Here is a 14,615-nt window from a genome sequence, read left to right on the forward strand (position 1 = left end):
CTCACGGAATCACCGGTAGTCCGTTGTCGAACCAGACGTTGGTGGACCGTTCCCAGATGATGCCAGCCTGGTTGGGCCGGGAGATGATGCCGTAGCGGTAGTTGCGGCCGAACTTGTTGACCCGGAACCGGACGTTCGAGGCGACCAGGTCGGTGCGTACCCCGATCGAGTAGTTGCCGCCGTTGCAGTAGTTGTTCTCGAAGAGCAGGTTGGTCACCGAGGGACCGATCTCGGACCCGATCATCAGGCAGGCGTTCATCGGGTCGGCGGTGCTGGGCTTGTACGCGTCCAGCCGGTTGTGTCGGATCACGATGTTGCTGGCCCCGGTGGTCTGCAACGCATCGTTGTGCGAGCCGGTGACCCGGGCCAGGTCGTGGATCCAGGAGTCGAGGATGTTCGTCCGGTTGCCCACACGTGGACCGTCGATGGTGTTGTGGATGTTGACCCGGCGCAGGGTGTACTCGCCACAGCAGACGGTTGCCGAGGTGCGGCCGGTGCCGTTGATCTCCACATCCTCGACCACCAGGTTGATCGCCGGTGCGTAGACCCGGATGGCGTAGGTGGTGCTGTTGCAGGTGATCTTCGAGCGACGGATGATCACGTTGCTCGCCCGGACCGCCACGCATCCGGTGATGTCGAGGCCGCTGATGACCTGGCCCGGGGTGACCAGGTTCAACGAGCCGGAGGCGCGCAGCACCGTGCCGGCCGGTACGCCGGTGGTGGTGGGGCCGGGCCAGTAGGTGATCGGCGTCGGTGCCACCTGCACCGCCGGCGGCGCTGGCGCTACGGCCGCCTCGCTGCTGCCGATCGGTCCGGGTGCGACCGGGGTGCCCGCCGGTTCCGAGCCGGGCGAGCGATCCGGATAGGGCGCGCCGTCGCGGGTGGAGCCGACCACCGAGGCGGGTGTGTCCGGGCTGCCCCGGAAGGGCTCCCGGCAGCCGAAGGTCCGGACCCGGATGGCGGAGTAGTTGCCCGAGGCGATGCCGTCGGTGCCCCGGCTGATGCAGCGGATCTCGCTGTCCTCGATGACCGTGCCGGTCACCCCGGGCCGGATCCGGATGGCCACCCCGCCGCCGGCCTGCACGCTGACCCGGCGCAGGGTGACCCGGTCGGCGGCGATCTCCACCGGTCGCCGGATCGTCTGCCCCCAGATCACCGCGTCGGCATCGTCGAGCACGAGCCGGTCGGCGTGCGCGGCGTTGGTCCCGACCACGACCAGGTAACTGGTCACCGCGAGCACGAACAGGCAGGCGCCGGCGACCAGCGCGGCCGGGTGGCGGCGCGGCGGGCGTGCGGATGGTGGCGTCGGGCCGGGCAGGTGAGCAGCGGATGGGGAGAGAGTGTGGTCGGTCATCGTTTCCCCCTGCGATCTGCGTAGGCGGGGTACGGTCGGCGATCGATCCGTCTGGCCCCCGCCTCGATCTGCCGGGTGCTCCCGGCCCGGCGCCTCGTCCGGTTCAGTCGTCCGATTGGTACTTAGGTTGCCACCTTTTAGATGAAATCCTACAAGTATCCATAGATAGCACTACAGTTATTGATCTGACGCATTATGGACACATGGCGTGGATCGGGTCTCCGCTGGCCGGCCCGGAGGGCGACGGCTGACCCGCGCCCGGCGGGACTGGCAGCACAAGCTGTCCACGCGGGTAGTTCGCGACAACCAAGCGATCCATGTCGAGGACCTGGGCGTGACCGGTCTCGGTCGGACCCGGCTCGCGAAGTCCGTGCACGATGCGGGCTGGGCCAGTTTCACCAGCATGTTGGAGTACAAGGCGGCCCGATACGGCCGCACCTTCGCCCGGGTGGACCGGTTCTTCCCGTCCACCCGCATGTGCTCGGCATGTGGCCGGATCGACGAGAAGATGGCCTGAACGTCCGAGCGTGGGACTGCCCCTGCGCAGCCGCCCACGACCGGGACGTCAACGCCGCCGTCAACGTGTTGGCCGCCGGGCAGGCGGACAACTCACACGACCGTGGAGCGCAGGTAAGACCGGGACTCGTCCCGGCACCGCGCGGCGAAGCGGTAACCCACCCTCCACGCCGCGCGGTCCACGCGCAGCGTGGAGGGAATCTCCGTCCTTTAGGCGGAGAGGACGTCAATCCGATTCGACGGCGACCTTCTTCGGCTTGCTGCTCCGCTCGTCACTCGTCGGCTTGGTCGGCTTCTTGCCGGTGTCACCGGTGCTGGTGATCCTGGTCGGCACCGGCTTGCGGCCACCCGTACCGGGTACGGCGGCCACGGTCGGTTCGCCGTCCTCCAGCCCGGCGGGCTCCCCGGCGGTCACCGGCTCCGCGACGGGTCGGGTCGCCGGCCGGTCCGACCCGGACGGCTGGTCGGTACCTCCCGGTTTGTCCGCCCCGACGGTGGGCGCCGGTGATTCGGCCGCACCGGCGGGCGTCGGTGGGGTGGGCCCGGCCGCACCGGCAGGCGCCGGTGGGGTGGGCCCGGCCGTACCGGCCGGAGCCGGTGGGGTGATCGCCGCAGCCTCGGCGCCGGCAAGCTCGCGACGTGCCTCCGCCAGCGCCCGCTGGACCTCGTCGGACTCCTGCCGGGACGTCCAGGTCTCCTGCCGCAGGTCGGCGAGCTGCTGCTGGGCCTGGGCGATCTGCAACATCACCTCGGCCAGCTGCTGCCGGCTGGCCGCCGCCTCCTGCTGGGTGGCGGCGAGATGCTGCTGGGTGGTGGCCAGGTGCTGCTGCGCCGCTGCCGCGTACTCCTCGAACTGGCGCTTCGAGGCCGCGACATGCTCGTCGGCCTGCCGGCGCAGCTCCCCGGCGTCGTGCTCGGCCTGCCTCCGCAGTTCCACCGCAGCCGCCTCAACCTCGGCGCGGACCCGGGTGGCCTCCTCCTCGGCACTGCGCCGGATCTGCGCCGCCTCCTGCTCGATCCGGCTCCGCTCGTCGGCGGACTGCTGCTCCAGCTCGGCGCGCTGCCGGGCCAGCTCCTGCTCGGCTGCGGTCCGCTGCTCGGTCAGCTCCCGCTCCACGGCGTTGCGCCGTTCGGTGATCTCCTTCTCCACGCCGTCCCGCCAGGAGCCCAACTCCTGCTGGGTCTGCGCGCGGGCCTGCTGCACGTACGCCTCGGTCTCGGTGCGCATCCGCTGGACGAACGCCTCGGTCTCGGTCCGGGTCCGCTTGGCCGCGTCGGTGGCCTGCTCGGTGATCCGCTTCGCCTCCTGGACCGCCTTGGCGTGGGCGGCCTCGCCGGCCTCCCGCAGCCGGGTGACCTCCTGCTGGGCCTTGGTGTGCGCGGTCCGGGCCGCCTCGGCGAGTTGCTTCGCCTCCTGCTGGGCCTTGGTGTGCGCGGCCTCGCCGGCCTCCCGCAGCCGGGTGGCCTCCTCCAGCGCCTTGGCCCGGGCGGCCTCGCCGGCCTCGCGCAGCCGGGACGCCTCATCCGCAGCGGCGGCCACGGCTGCCTCGGCCTCCGCCCGTCGGGCGGCACTGAACTTCTCCTCCTCGGCCCGCCGCGCGGCCAACGCGAGCTCGAAGTCGCGCAACGCCTTGGCGGCCTGCTCGCGGGCCTCGTCGACGATGTGCTCGGCAGCGGCCCGGCGCGCCTCGATCTCCTCGTTCGCCGAGGCCTGGATCGCCTCGGCCTGCTCCTCGGCGAGGGTCAAGATCTGCTCGACCCGGGGGCCGAGGTGGCGGAAGGACGCCCGGTCCTTCACGCCCGCCTGGCGGCGCAGGTTGGCCAGGTCGCGTTGCAGCACCTCGACCTGCCCGGCCAGCTTGTGGATCTGCGTGTACGCCTGCTCACGCTCCGCCGCCAACGTGGCGATCTCGTGCTCCGCCCGAGCGACGTACCGGTCCACCTGCCGTTTCTCGTACCCCCGCAGAGCAGACTCGAAGCTGGGCTCCGTGCTCACTTCTCCACCAAGGGCGAACAGTTCCTCGCCGTGCGACATGTCCCCATCCTCACACGCATCCGGCACTTGTGCGGCAATACGGAAGGTGCTGATGGGACCTTACTCACCATCGGGACAGATCGCTAACGGCCTCTCAGCCCCCGGTACGAGGCAGGGCCGCCCCGGTGTCCCGGTGCGGCCCCGCGCCCTCGTCACTACCTGCCCCTCCGGCCCTGATCTGAACCGGATCCGTCGATGTCCCGATCAGCTTGCGTCGGCGCCGACCCGGTCCTCCGAGCCGTCGCCCTCGGACTTCTTCGCCTCCGGCTTGGCGGCCGGTGCCGAACTGGGCACGCCCGGCACGATCCCGGCCAGCCCGGAGAGCATCTGACCGAGCTGCGAGGTGACCGCGTCCTTCTGGCGGGTCAGATCCTCCACCTCACGCCGGGCGGCGTTGGTGGTCAGTTCAGCCTCGGTGCGCGCCTCGTTGAGCAGGCGCTGCGACTCGGCCTTCGCCTCGGCGAGGGTCTTCTCGGCGAGGGCCTTGGCCTTCTCAATGGTCTCGGTGGCGTTGCGCTCCGACTCCACCCGGCGGGCCTCGGCGCGCTGCTCGATCTCCTTCGCGCGCTCCTGCGCGGCGCGGGCCCGCTGCTCGGCCTCACCGACCAGCTTCTGCGTCTGGGCCACCTGGGCGGCGTGCCGCTCGGACTCCTCGCGCTCGGCCTTCTCCCGCCGCTCGGCGAGCTGCAACTCCAGCGCCTGGAGATCCTTGTCGCGCTTGTCCCGGGCGTCGGTGAGCAGCTTCGTCGCCTCGGCGCGCTTCTCCTCGGCCTCCCGGGCCGCCTTGGCGCGCTGCTGGGTGATCTCCCGCTCGGCGGTGGCACGCAGCGTGGCGACCTCCCGCTCGACGGTCGACTTCAACTCGGCCACCTCGTGCGCGGTGACCGTACGGAGCTGCTTGGTCTCGCGCTCGGCGTCGGCCCGGAGGGTGTCCGCCTCGCGGCGGGCCTGCACCCGGACCTCGGCGGCCTCCCGCTCGGCGGCGGTACGCACCGAGCCGGCCTCCCGCTCGGCGGTGGCCTTCATCGCTGCTGCCTCGGCCCGGGCCTTGTCGGTGATCTCGCGGGCCTCCAGCCGGGCGGCGGAGAGGATGCCCTCGGACTCGCGCTTGGCCTCGTTGCGGTGGTCGTTGGCCTGCTCCTCGGCCAACCGCAGGATCTGCTCGACCCGGGTACCCAGGCCGGAGAGGGTGGGCCGGTTGTTCTCTTCGAGCTGCTTGTTGGTGTCGGCGAGCTTCTGCTCCACCGCGGCGAGCCGCTGCTCGGCCTGACGGAGCCGACGCTGGGCGTCGTTCATCCGCTGCTCAGCCTCGGCGCGGGCCTGCTCGGACTGGGTGAGTGCGGCGGTCAGTCGACCGAGGTGGCTGTTGACCTGCTCGCGGTCGTATCCGCGCAGGGCGACGGTGAAGTCCGGCTGCGTGTTCGCGTTATCGAAGAACGCAAGAGGGGAGGACTGCTGCTGGGGCATTGGCACATACTTGCAGACACACCGGGGTGCTTCGCAAGAGCGGTACGTGGCTTTCGCGTCCTCTTTACATGGTCAACTCTCGGCCTGCCGGCGGTCTACCCGGCCGGCGATCTTGGCAGCTCCGACCCGCCGGAGCCGGCGCTCCACCAGGCCGGGAAAAGGGCTGCGGGGGGCATCCCGCAGCCCTTTCCTGGTACGTCGCACCGGGCCGGAAATACCCCTGAATGGTCCGGCTGAAAGGCATTGCCACATCAGCGGAAAGGATCGCTGACGGTGATGATCCGGGCGTCCGGCCCGGACGGTCGGCGGAGCACCTGGCGCCGGGCGTCGGGCACCTGGCGTCCGGCTGGGCGTCTGGCGTCCGGCATGGGTGCCCGGCGTCGGGCACCTGGCGCCGGGCGTCGGGCGACTGGCGTCGGTCGGGTTACTGCCCGCGGAACCGGTTGATCGCCGACTTGTGCCGGGCCCGCAACTCCGGATCGCGTACCCCGAGGCCGTCGTCGGGGGCCAGGCAGCGGACGCCCACCTTGCCCTGGTGGGCGTTGCGGTGCACCTCGTAGGCGGCCTGACCGGTCTGCTCCAGTGGATAGGTGCGGGAGACGGTCGGGTGGACCCGGCCGAGGGCCACCAGCCGGTTGGCCTCCCATGCCTCCCGGTAGTTGGCGAAGTGGCTGCCGACGATCCGCTTCAGGTGCATCCAGAGGTACCGGTTGTCGTACTGGTGCAGGTAACCGCTGGTGGAGGCGCAGGTGACGATGGTGCCGCCACGCTTGGCGACGTAGACACTGGCGCCGAAGGTCTCCCGGCCCGGGTGCTCGAAGACGATGTCCGGGTCCTCGCCGCCGGTCAGCTCCCGGATCCGCTCACCGAAGCGGCGCCACTCGTCCGGGTTCTGGGTCTCCTCGTCCGACCAGAACCGGAAGCCCTCCGCAACCCGGTCGATGACCAGTTCGGCGCCCATCCGCCGGCACAGCTCGGCCTTGTCCGGGGAGGAGACCACACAGACCGGGATGGCCCCGCCGTTCAAGGCCATCTGTGTGGCGTAGCTGCCGAGCCCACCGGACGCCCCCCAGATGAGGACGACGTCACCCTGCTTCATGTTCGCCCCGTGGTGCGAGACGAGCTGCCGGTACGCGGTGGAGTTGACCAGCCCGGGGCTTGCCGCCTCCTCCCAGCTCAGGTGGCGGGGCTTCGGCATCAGCTGGTTGGCCTTGACCACGGCCAGCTCGGCCAGGCCGCCGAAGTTGGTCTCGAATCCCCAGATCCGTTGCTGCGGGTCGAGCATGGTGTCGTCGTGCCCGGCCGCGTCCTCCAACTCGACGGAGAGGCAGTGCGCCACCACCTCGTCACCGGCCTGCCAGCGGGTCACCCCCGGACCGACCCGGAGCACCACGCCGGCCGCGTCCGAGCCGACCACGTGGTACGGCAGGTCGTGCCGCCGGGTCAGCTCGGAGATCCGCCCGTAGCGCTGGAGGAACTTGAAGGTGGGCAGCGGCTCGAAGATGCTCGTCCAGACGGTGTTGTAGTTGATCGCGCTGGCCATCACCGCGACCAGCGCCTCACCGGGGCCGAGTTCCGGGGTCGTCACCTCCGCCAGGTGCAGTGACCTGCGGGGATCGCGGTCCCGGGTGGCCACCCCGTCGAACATCGCGGTGTCCTCGGCCCGGACCACCACCCCCCGGTACGTCCGGGGAACCGGCAACCCGGCGATGCGGGCGAGTTCCCGAGCGGGGTCCGCGGACCCCTCCGCCCCCATGATCGCGTCAAGGATGTCCTGCACGGTGACCTCCCGTTCGTGGGCGCCAGAGGCGGGCCGGCCGGCACCCGGGTGGTGCGCGGCTGCCCGTCATCGTGGGGCGCCCGCCGGCCCACCGCCATGTCGGCGGCCGACACAACCGCGCCGACCCAACCGCGCCGACCGGGCGCCCGTGGAGCCGGACGTTACTGAACGGTAGTTATAGGGTGGAAGCCCTCTGTGAAAAACTGCATTGACCGGTGCGTGAAGGTGTCCGCGCAGCTCACCTCCCGGACCCGTTCACGCTCGCTGAGGTGTAAGGAAGGGCCCCCGCTTAACGTTTTCGGTATAGGAAGGGCCCCCTGTTAACACCTCACCGGCCGGCGAGCCGGGCCACGATCGGCGCGGCGGCATCGACGTTCCCGCCCAGGTGCAGGTAGCTCACCCCGTACCGGTCGCGTAGCGCGCGCAGTTTGGCCACGCACTCCTCGACGTCCCCGTGCAGTACGCAGGGGGAGGAGGCCAGCGCCGCCGGGGGGAGCTGCGCGGCGAGACTGGACGAGGCGCGATGTTCCACCCCACCGTGCCGGACCCGTACGTCGTACATCCGTAGTTGGAACTCCAGCCGGTCGGGCGCGCGGCCGGCGGACCGCGCGGCGTCGCGGGCCCAGGTCAGTTTCTGCTCCAGGCGCTCCGGGCTGAGCTCGGCGATCGCGGTACGCGGGTCGACGCCGGCGCCGAGACGCGGGTTGATGCCGACGATGTCGGCGCTCCGTCCGGCCAGCTCCAGGACCCGCCGACCGCCGCCCCCGATCAGCAGTGGTGGCCCGCCGGGGCGGAGCGGCTTCGGCAGGCCGTCCAGGTCGGAGAGGCGGTAGTGGCGGCCGGCGAACGTCACGGGCGCCGGTCCGAAGAGGCGGCGCAGCACCTCCACCGTCTCGCCGAGCCGTTCGATCCGGGTGCCGGGCGGATCGAACGGCAGCCCCGCCGCGTCGTGGTCGGCGCGTAGCCAGCCGGCCCCGAGGCCGACCTCCAGCCGGCCGCCGGAGAGGATCTCCAGGTTGGCCAGGGAGCGGTGCAGCGTGACCGGGTGCCGGAAGTCGTTGCAGAGCACCAGGGTCAGTAGCCGCAGCCGGGAGGTCACCTCGGCGGCGACGGTCAGTGCGATCAGCGGATCGATCGCCCAGCCGCCGGTCAGGTGATCCGAGACGGAGACCGAGTCGAACCCGAGCTGCTCGATCCGGCGGATCTCGTCGCGCCACCGGGACGGCGGCCGGTCCAGGGGTGGCAGCGACGTGGTGAACCGGAACGGATGCGGCCGGTCGGCGGTGTGCGACTCGATCAACACCCGGCGACTGTACGCATCCGTGTCCGGCCGGTGACTCCTCGTGGTCGGATCTCCGACAGGTGTACCTGTCCACCCCGTCGTCGACCGCCTGCTCCGCCCGGTCGGAGGTGTTAAGCGGGGGCCCTTCCTCTACCGAAAGCGTTAAGCGGGGGCCCTTCCTTGCACCCCTTCCTTACGCCTTGGCGGGTTCGACCAGTTCGACCAGGACACCGCCGGCGTCCTTCGGGTGCACGAAGTTGATCCGGGAGTCGGCGGTGCCCCGCTTGGGGGTCTCGTAGAGCAGCCGCATGCCCCGCTCCCGCAGCGCCGCGCACGCCGCGTCGATGTCCTCGACGGTGTACGCCACCTGTTGCACCCCCGGCCCGTTGCGGTCGAGGAACTTCGCGATGGTCGACCCGGAATCCAGCGGGGCGAGCAGTTGCACGCAGCCGCCCTCGGCGGTCGGCCCGACGGCCAGCATCGCCTCCCGGACGCCCTGCTCGGTGTTGGTCTCGGTGTGTACGCAGCGCATCCCGAACACCCGCTGGTAGAACTCGATGGCGGCGTCCAGGTCGGCGACCGCGATCCCGACGTGGTCGATGCGGCGCAGCCCGATGCCTGTGACGAAGTCGGCAGCGGGCTCCGCGGGGGAGTTGTCAGCCATGGCGCTAGTCTGACCGAACAATCGTTAAGGCGTACGGTCGGCACCCCCTCGGAGGCAGGTACATGGCTTCGGTGATCGTCAGCGGCGCACGGACCCCGATGGGGCGCCTGCTGGGCAACCTCAAGGACCTCCCGGCGACCAAGCTCGGCGGGGTGGCGATCGCCGCCGCCCTGGAGCGGGCCGGCGTCGCACCGGACCAGGTGCAGTACGTGATCATGGGCCAGGTGCTCCAGGCCGGTGCCGGTCAGATTCCGGCCCGGCAGGCGGCGGTCGAGGCCGGTGTCCCGATGTCCGTGCCGGCGCTGACCATCAACAAGGTCTGCCTCTCCGGCCTGGATGCGATCGCCCTGGCCGACCAACTCATCCGGGCTGGCGAGTTCGACATCGTGGTGGCCGGCGGCATGGAGTCGATGACCAACGCCCCGCACCTGCTGCTCGGCCAGCGGGCCGGCTACAAGTACGGCGACGTGGTCATCAAGGACCACATGGCGCTGGACGGGCTCACCGACGCGTGGGACTGCTGCTCGATGGGGGAGTCCACCGAGCGGCACGGCGCCACCCTGGGCATCACCCGTCAGGAGCAGGACATCTTCGCGGCGACCAGCCACCAGCGGGCCGCCGCCGCGCAGAAGAACGGCGCGTTCGCCGACGAGATCACCCCGGTGGTCATCCCGCAGCGCAAGGGTGACCCGCTGGTCATCGCGGAGGACGAGGGGATCCGGCCGGACACCACGCCGGAGTCGCTGGCCAGGCTGCGTCCGGCGTTCGCGAAGGACGGGACGATCACCGCCGGCACCTCCTCGCCGATCTCCGACGGCGCCGCCGCCGTGGTGGTGATGAGCAAGGCCAAGGCCAAGGAGTTGGGGCTGGCCTGGCTGGCGGAGATCGGCGCACACGGCAACGTGGCCGGGCCGGACAACTCGCTGCACTCGCAGCCGGCCAACGCCATCCAGCACGCCCTGCGCAAGGGCGGGCTGAGCCTCTCCGATCTCGACCTGATCGAGATCAACGAGGCGTTCGCCCAGGTCGGCATCCAGTCCACCCGGGACCTCGGTGTCAGCCCGGACATCGTGAACGTCAACGGCGGGGCGATCGCGCTCGGCCACCCGATCGGCATGTCCGGTGCGCGGCTGGTGCTCAGCCTGGCCTTCGAGCTGAAGCGGCGGGGCGGCGGCACGGGTGCGGCGGCGCTCTGCGGTGGTGGCGGCCAGGGTGACGCCCTGATCATCCATGTTCCGGGCGGCGGCGAAGGCGAGCAGTGAGCGAGGTCGGCACGGGCGCGCCGGACGACCGGCGCGCCCCGGACGGGGCAGCCCCGGACGCGGCAGCGGGGGACCGGGCGACGCCGGAGGGCCGGCGGGCCCCGGAGCCGGCGGCGGTGCCGGTCCGGCGCAGTCGGGACGTACCCATGCTGGTGGAGCGGGCCCGCGCGGGTGACCCCCGCGCGGTGGCCCGGCTGATCACCCTGGTCGAGTCGGGTGACGAGATCCTGCCGGAGGTGGCGGCGGCGCTCGCCCCGCACACCGGGCGGGCCCAGGTGGTGGGTCTGACCGGTTCGCCCGGGGTGGGTAAGTCCACCACCACCAACGAGCTGGTCCGGGCGCTGCGGGTACGCGGACACCGGGTCGGCGTGCTGGCGGTCGACCCGTCCAGCCCGTTCACCGGTGGGGCGATCCTCGGTGACCGGGTCCGGATGCAGGACCACGCCACCGACCCGGGGGTCTACATCCGGTCCATGTCCAGCCGGGGCCACCTCGGCGGGCTCGCCGCAGCCACCCCGCAGGCGGTCCGGGTACTGGAGGGGGCCGGCTGCGACGTCGTCCTGGTGGAGACCGTCGGGGTGGGCCAGGCCGAGGTGGAGGTCGCCTCGCTGGCCGACACCACGCTGGTGCTGCTCGCCCCGGGAATGGGCGACGCGATCCAGGCGGTCAAGGCCGGCATCCTGGAGATCGCCGACATCTTCGTGATCAACAAGGCCGACCGGGACGGGGTCGACGCCACCGTACGGGACATCCAGGGCATGATCGCGCTCGGCGAGCGCGGCCCGGGGCAGTGGCGCCCGCAGGTGGTCCGGGCCATCGCCGCCCGGGGCGAGGGGATCGACGACATCGCCGCCGCGATCGACAAGCACCGGGGCTGGCTGGCCGAGCACGGCGAGCTGCGCCGCCGCCGGGAGGCGCGGGCCGCCGCCGAGGTCGAGGCGATCGCGCTCGGCGAGCTGCGCAGCCGGATCGGCTCGCTGCGCGACGGTACGGAGCTGCCGGCGCTCGCCGCCCGGGTGGCCGAGGGGAGCCTCGACCCGTACGCGGCAGCCCGGGAACTCCTGTCCCAGCTCGGCTCCTGACCTCGTGCGGGTGGGCGGGGTCGAAGGCCGGCCACCGTCGACCGTCGACCCCGTACCCGTCACCGGCCAGGTTCCGCCGGATCGTCCCTCAGGAAAGGTCGATCAGTACCTTGCCGGTGATGCCGCCCTCGACCGCTTCGTGTGCCGTGGCGATTTCGGTCAGTGGATAGCGGGCGATCGGCAGCGGACTGGGTGGCATGGTTTCGATCGCCTGGCTGACGCCCCGGACCGCAGCGTCCTGCGCGGCGGCGGAAAGTGCGTAGACCAGCATGAACCGCAGGGTGATGTTGTCCCACATCAACCGCTGCACCGGCACGGATGGTTCACCGTCGGACTCCGGGGCATAGGTGACGATGGTTCCGCGAGGCGCCACGGCGGCGAGATCCAGCGCGATGTTCCGTCCCAGGGCCAGTTCGACGATCCGGGCCACCCCGTCAGGTGCGGCGGCGCGGATCTCCGTGACAGCGCGTTCGTCCCGGTAGTCCACCGTCACGTCCGCGCCGGCCGCTCGGGCCAGCGCCGCCTTGTCCGGCGAACTGACCGTGGCGATCACGAAGGCGCCGGCCGCGTGCGCGAGCTGGACCGCGGCGTTGCCCACCGCCCCGGCACCACCCGCGATCAGTACCGGTAGGCCGGTGATCGGGCCGTCGCCGAACAGGCAGTGCCAGGCGGTCATGAAGGGGATGCCCAGCCCGGCGGCCTGCGTGAAGCTGACCTGGTCGGGCAGGGCCACCGCCTGTCGGGCGGGCAGGCACACGTACTGCGCCGCCGTACCGTGTGGGCGTTGCCACGCGGCGTTCCACAGCCACACGCGTTGACCCACCCGGGCCGCGTCGACCCCCGCACCGACCGCGTCGATGACGCCTGCGCCGTCGGAGTGCGGTACCTGGTACGGAAACGGGAGGGGTCCGCCCCGGCCATGTCTGCGGGCGCGCCAGTCGGACGGATTCACTCCCGAGACGTGCACCCGTACGCGTACTTCGCCGGCGCCGGGCACCGGATCGTCCAGCTCCTCGACGGTGAGCACCTCCCGGGCAGCGCCGAGGCGGCGGTAGAGGGCAGCGTGCATGGCAGCCTCCTGCGTCGGTGGGCGCCGTCAGCCCTGGTTGTCGGGAAGGAATGCCTGCCCGACGGCGTAGCTGTCCTCGAAGATCCGGTACCGGACGATGCATCCGTCGACGACGCCGATCTGGATGACGAACTCGCTCTCGAACGTCTTGCCGGTCCCGAGGACCCGATGGGCGAATGCGCCCACGGCCACGGCGGTGTCCGCGTCGCCGAGGACACGGTCGACCGTGAAGGAGACCGGTTCGGTGTACTGGCCGAGCGAGGCGAGGAAGTCGCCGGCCGCCGCCCTGCCGTGCCGCTGGCCGGTCCACGGCACGCGGGGATCACCAGCGGCCTTCCAGTCGACGTTCTCGTCGATCACGTCGAGCAGGCCCGGAAGGTCACCGGCGCCCAACTTCTCGAAGAAGGTGTTCAGCACGTCGACCGGGCTGGCGGTGGTGGTGGAATCGGTGATGGTCATGAGGGTTCTCCTTGGTTGTCGGCGCTCGGCCCGGCCGGGCCGTTCTCCGGAGCGGTGATCTCCGGTGGGCACCTGACCAGCATGCGTTCGGGAATGACCGCCGAAAAGTGGCCCGATCGCCAACATGTGCAAGAATCTGGCCATGCATCTCGTCGTCGTCCTCGCCCTGCCCGGAGTCATCCCGTTCGAGCTGGGTATCCCGGCACGGATCTTCACCGTGGCCCGCGACGCGCGGGACGAGCCGCTCTATTCCGTGCTCACCTGCACCGTCGACGGCCGGCCGGTGCGTACCGACGCCGACTTCGAGGTGTCGGTCGCGCACGACGCCCGGGTGCTGGCCACTGCGGACACCGTCGTTATCCCGGCTGCCACACCACAGGGGCCGATCTATGAACAGGGCATCCTGCCGCCGCCGCTGGCCGCCGCGCTGGCGCTGATCCGTCCCGGTACCCGGATCGTCTCGGTGTGCAACGCCGCCTACGTGCTCGCTGCGGCGGGACTGCTCGACGGCCGTCCGGCGACCACCCACTGGCGCAGTGCGCAGCACTTCCAGGATCTGTTCCCCCGGGTGCAGGTCAACGCCGACGTGCTCTTCGTCGACGACGGCGACGTGCTCACGTCGGCCGGTGTCGCCGCCGGGCTGGACCTGTGCCTGCACCTCGTCCGCCAGGACCACGGCAGCGAGATCGCGAACCAGGTGGCCCGCCGCTGTGTCGTGCCCCCGTGGCGGGACGGCGGCCAGGCGCAGTACATCGAGCGTCCGGTGCCCGCGCCGTCGACCGCCACCACCAGCCACACCCGGGCCTGGGCGCTCGAACGGCTCGATCAGCAGCTCACCCTCGCCCAACTGGCCGCGCACGCCCGGACCAGCGTCCGTACCTTCAGCCGGCGGTTCCGGGAGGAGGTGGGTATGACGCCGGTGCAGTGGTTGACCCGGGAGCGCGTGGAGCTGGCCCGGCGCCTGCTGGAGACGAGCGATCTGCCGATGCACCACGTCGCCCGCCGGGCCGGGTTCGGTACCGCAGCCAACCTGCGCCAGCATCTCCACGCCGCGGTCGGCGTCGCGCCGGGCACCTACCGGCACACCTACCGTGGCAACGCCCCCGCGCGGCAGGGCCAGCTAGTAGGCTCGCACGGCCCTGCCGGCGCGGCAGGGTGACGCGACGGTTGGGGGCGGGAAAATGAGCGACGAGGCGACGCAGGAGATGTCGGTCACGCCGGACGCGGTGGCCGGTGGGGCGACCCTGGTCTCCGACGAGGTGGTCGAGAAGATCGCCGTGCTGGCCGCCCGGTCGGTGCCCGGTGTCGCCGACCTCGGCGGAGACGTGGCCCGGTTCTTCAACGCCGTGCTGGACCGGGTCGGGCTGGACCGGGTGGGTGACGCCCGGCGGGGCGTGTCCGCCCATGTCACCGGGGCCGCTGCGGTGATCAACCTGGTGCTGGTGATCGAGGCGGGCCGGTCGGTGCCCGAGGTGACCGGCGCGGTGCGGGTCCGGGTGACCGAGGCGGTCGAGGCGTACGGGCTGCGGGTCGACGAGATCAACATCCGGGTCGACGACGTGGCGCTCGGCGATCCCGCCGTCCCGTCGGCCTGACCAGCGGTTACCGGCTGGTACGAAGTTCCTTAGCGATCGTTCAGGGGGGG

At 71.5% G+C, this 14,615-nt stretch carries 13 protein-coding genes; 5 read left to right on the forward strand and 8 right to left on the reverse strand.

The window, feature by feature from the left end; translation table 11 throughout:
• Window position 1: 1 nt before the first annotated feature.
• Complete coding sequence (locus tag V6U90_RS12665) at window positions 2-1,354, reverse strand: hypothetical protein (protein WP_334434826.1); 1,353 nt, start codon at window positions 1,352-1,354, stop codon at window positions 2-4.
• Between the two features lie 208 nt (window positions 1,355-1,562).
• On the opposite strand from V6U90_RS12665, the gene V6U90_RS12670 reads away from it, so the two are divergent.
• Window positions 1,563-1,871: a transposase gene (locus tag V6U90_RS12670; protein ID WP_334434829.1), complete on the forward strand. Its 309-nt coding sequence runs from the start codon at window positions 1,563-1,565 to the stop codon at window positions 1,869-1,871.
• A gap of 225 nt (window positions 1,872-2,096) precedes the next feature.
• On the opposite strand, the gene V6U90_RS12675 is transcribed toward V6U90_RS12670, so the two are convergent.
• The 5 genes from V6U90_RS12675 to mce form a co-directional block, all read right to left on the reverse strand.
• Window positions 2,097-3,905 (reverse strand): hypothetical protein, encoded by a 1,809-nt coding sequence (locus V6U90_RS12675; protein ID WP_334434831.1) that lies wholly within the window; start codon window positions 3,903-3,905, stop codon window positions 2,097-2,099.
• 204 nt (window positions 3,906-4,109) lie between these two features.
• Entirely contained in the window at window positions 4,110-5,372 is a 1,263-nt protein-coding gene (locus tag V6U90_RS12680) for a cell division protein DivIVA (RefSeq protein WP_334434833.1), read from the reverse strand.
• A gap of 424 nt (window positions 5,373-5,796) precedes the next feature.
• Complete coding sequence (gene ccrA, locus V6U90_RS12685) at window positions 5,797-7,152, reverse strand: crotonyl-CoA carboxylase/reductase (protein ID WP_334434835.1); 1,356 nt, start codon at window positions 7,150-7,152, stop codon at window positions 5,797-5,799.
• Between the two features lie 328 nt (window positions 7,153-7,480).
• The gene (locus tag V6U90_RS12690) at window positions 7,481-8,455 is read right to left on the reverse strand and encodes a TIGR03621 family F420-dependent LLM class oxidoreductase (protein ID WP_334434838.1); all 975 of its coding nucleotides are present in this window, start codon (window positions 8,453-8,455) and stop codon (window positions 7,481-7,483) included.
• Between the two features lie 172 nt (window positions 8,456-8,627).
• Window positions 8,628-9,098 (reverse strand): methylmalonyl-CoA epimerase, encoded by a 471-nt coding sequence (gene mce, locus V6U90_RS12695; protein WP_334434840.1) that lies wholly within the window; start codon window positions 9,096-9,098, stop codon window positions 8,628-8,630.
• A 62-nt stretch (window positions 9,099-9,160) separates the two neighbouring features.
• Here mce and V6U90_RS12700 point away from each other — a divergent pair, with 62 nt between their 5' ends.
• Both V6U90_RS12700 and meaB read left to right on the forward strand, forming a co-directional pair.
• Window positions 9,161-10,360: an acetyl-CoA C-acetyltransferase gene (locus tag V6U90_RS12700; protein ID WP_334434843.1), complete on the forward strand. Its 1,200-nt coding sequence runs from the start codon at window positions 9,161-9,163 to the stop codon at window positions 10,358-10,360.
• Window positions 10,361-10,506: 146 nt separating this feature from the next.
• Window positions 10,507-11,442 (forward strand): methylmalonyl Co-A mutase-associated GTPase MeaB, encoded by a 936-nt coding sequence (meaB, locus tag V6U90_RS12705; RefSeq protein WP_334434899.1) that lies wholly within the window; start codon window positions 10,507-10,509, stop codon window positions 11,440-11,442.
• Window positions 11,443-11,530: 88 nt separating this feature from the next.
• On the opposite strand, the gene V6U90_RS12710 is transcribed toward meaB, so the two are convergent.
• Both V6U90_RS12710 and V6U90_RS12715 read right to left on the reverse strand, forming a co-directional pair.
• Complete coding sequence (locus V6U90_RS12710; RefSeq protein WP_334434846.1) at window positions 11,531-12,511, reverse strand: NADPH:quinone reductase; 981 nt, start codon at window positions 12,509-12,511, stop codon at window positions 11,531-11,533.
• A gap of 27 nt (window positions 12,512-12,538) precedes the next feature.
• Window positions 12,539-12,970 (reverse strand): nuclear transport factor 2 family protein, encoded by a 432-nt coding sequence (locus V6U90_RS12715; RefSeq protein ID WP_334434848.1) that lies wholly within the window; start codon window positions 12,968-12,970, stop codon window positions 12,539-12,541.
• A gap of 142 nt (window positions 12,971-13,112) precedes the next feature.
• On the opposite strand from V6U90_RS12715, the gene V6U90_RS12720 reads away from it, so the two are divergent.
• Together V6U90_RS12720 and V6U90_RS12725 are read left to right on the forward strand one after the other, a co-directional pair.
• Complete coding sequence (locus V6U90_RS12720; protein ID WP_334434851.1) at window positions 13,113-14,129, forward strand: GlxA family transcriptional regulator; 1,017 nt, start codon at window positions 13,113-13,115, stop codon at window positions 14,127-14,129.
• A 22-nt stretch (window positions 14,130-14,151) separates the two neighbouring features.
• Window positions 14,152-14,565, forward strand: coding sequence for an Asp23/Gls24 family envelope stress response protein (locus tag V6U90_RS12725; RefSeq protein WP_334434854.1), 414 nt, complete (start codon window positions 14,152-14,154; stop codon window positions 14,563-14,565).
• Window positions 14,566-14,615 lie beyond the last annotated feature (50 nt).

This window comes from Micromonospora sp. CPCC 206060 (genome assembly GCF_036906895.1).
GTDB lineage: Bacteria > Actinomycetota > Actinomycetes > Mycobacteriales > Micromonosporaceae > Micromonospora.

Bases quoted from the DNA above. Each gene is read 5' to 3' on its own strand.
- V6U90_RS12710 (WP_334434846.1), bottom strand. From the start codon at position 12,511: ATGCACGCTGCCCTCTACCGCCGCCTCGGCGCTGCCCGGGAGGTGCTC.
- mce (WP_334434840.1), bottom strand. From the start codon at position 9,098: ATGGCTGACAACTCCCCCGCGGAGCCCGCTGCCGACTTCGTCACAGGC.
- V6U90_RS12715 (WP_334434848.1), bottom strand. From the start codon at position 12,970: ATGACCATCACCGATTCCACCACCACCGCCAGCCCGGTCGACGTGCTG.
- V6U90_RS12725 (WP_334434854.1), top strand. From the start codon at position 14,152: ATGAGCGACGAGGCGACGCAGGAGATGTCGGTCACGCCGGACGCGGTG.
- V6U90_RS12700 (WP_334434843.1), top strand. From the start codon at position 9,161: ATGGCTTCGGTGATCGTCAGCGGCGCACGGACCCCGATGGGGCGCCTG.
- V6U90_RS12675 (WP_334434831.1), bottom strand. From the start codon at position 3,905: ATGTCGCACGGCGAGGAACTGTTCGCCCTTGGTGGAGAAGTGAGCACG.
- V6U90_RS12680 (WP_334434833.1), bottom strand. From the start codon at position 5,372: ATGCCCCAGCAGCAGTCCTCCCCTCTTGCGTTCTTCGATAACGCGAAC.
- V6U90_RS12665 (WP_334434826.1), bottom strand. From the start codon at position 1,354: ATGACCGACCACACTCTCTCCCCATCCGCTGCTCACCTGCCCGGCCCG.
- V6U90_RS12720 (WP_334434851.1), top strand. From the start codon at position 13,113: ATGCATCTCGTCGTCGTCCTCGCCCTGCCCGGAGTCATCCCGTTCGAG.
- meaB (WP_334434899.1), top strand. From the start codon at position 10,507: ATGCTGGTGGAGCGGGCCCGCGCGGGTGACCCCCGCGCGGTGGCCCGG.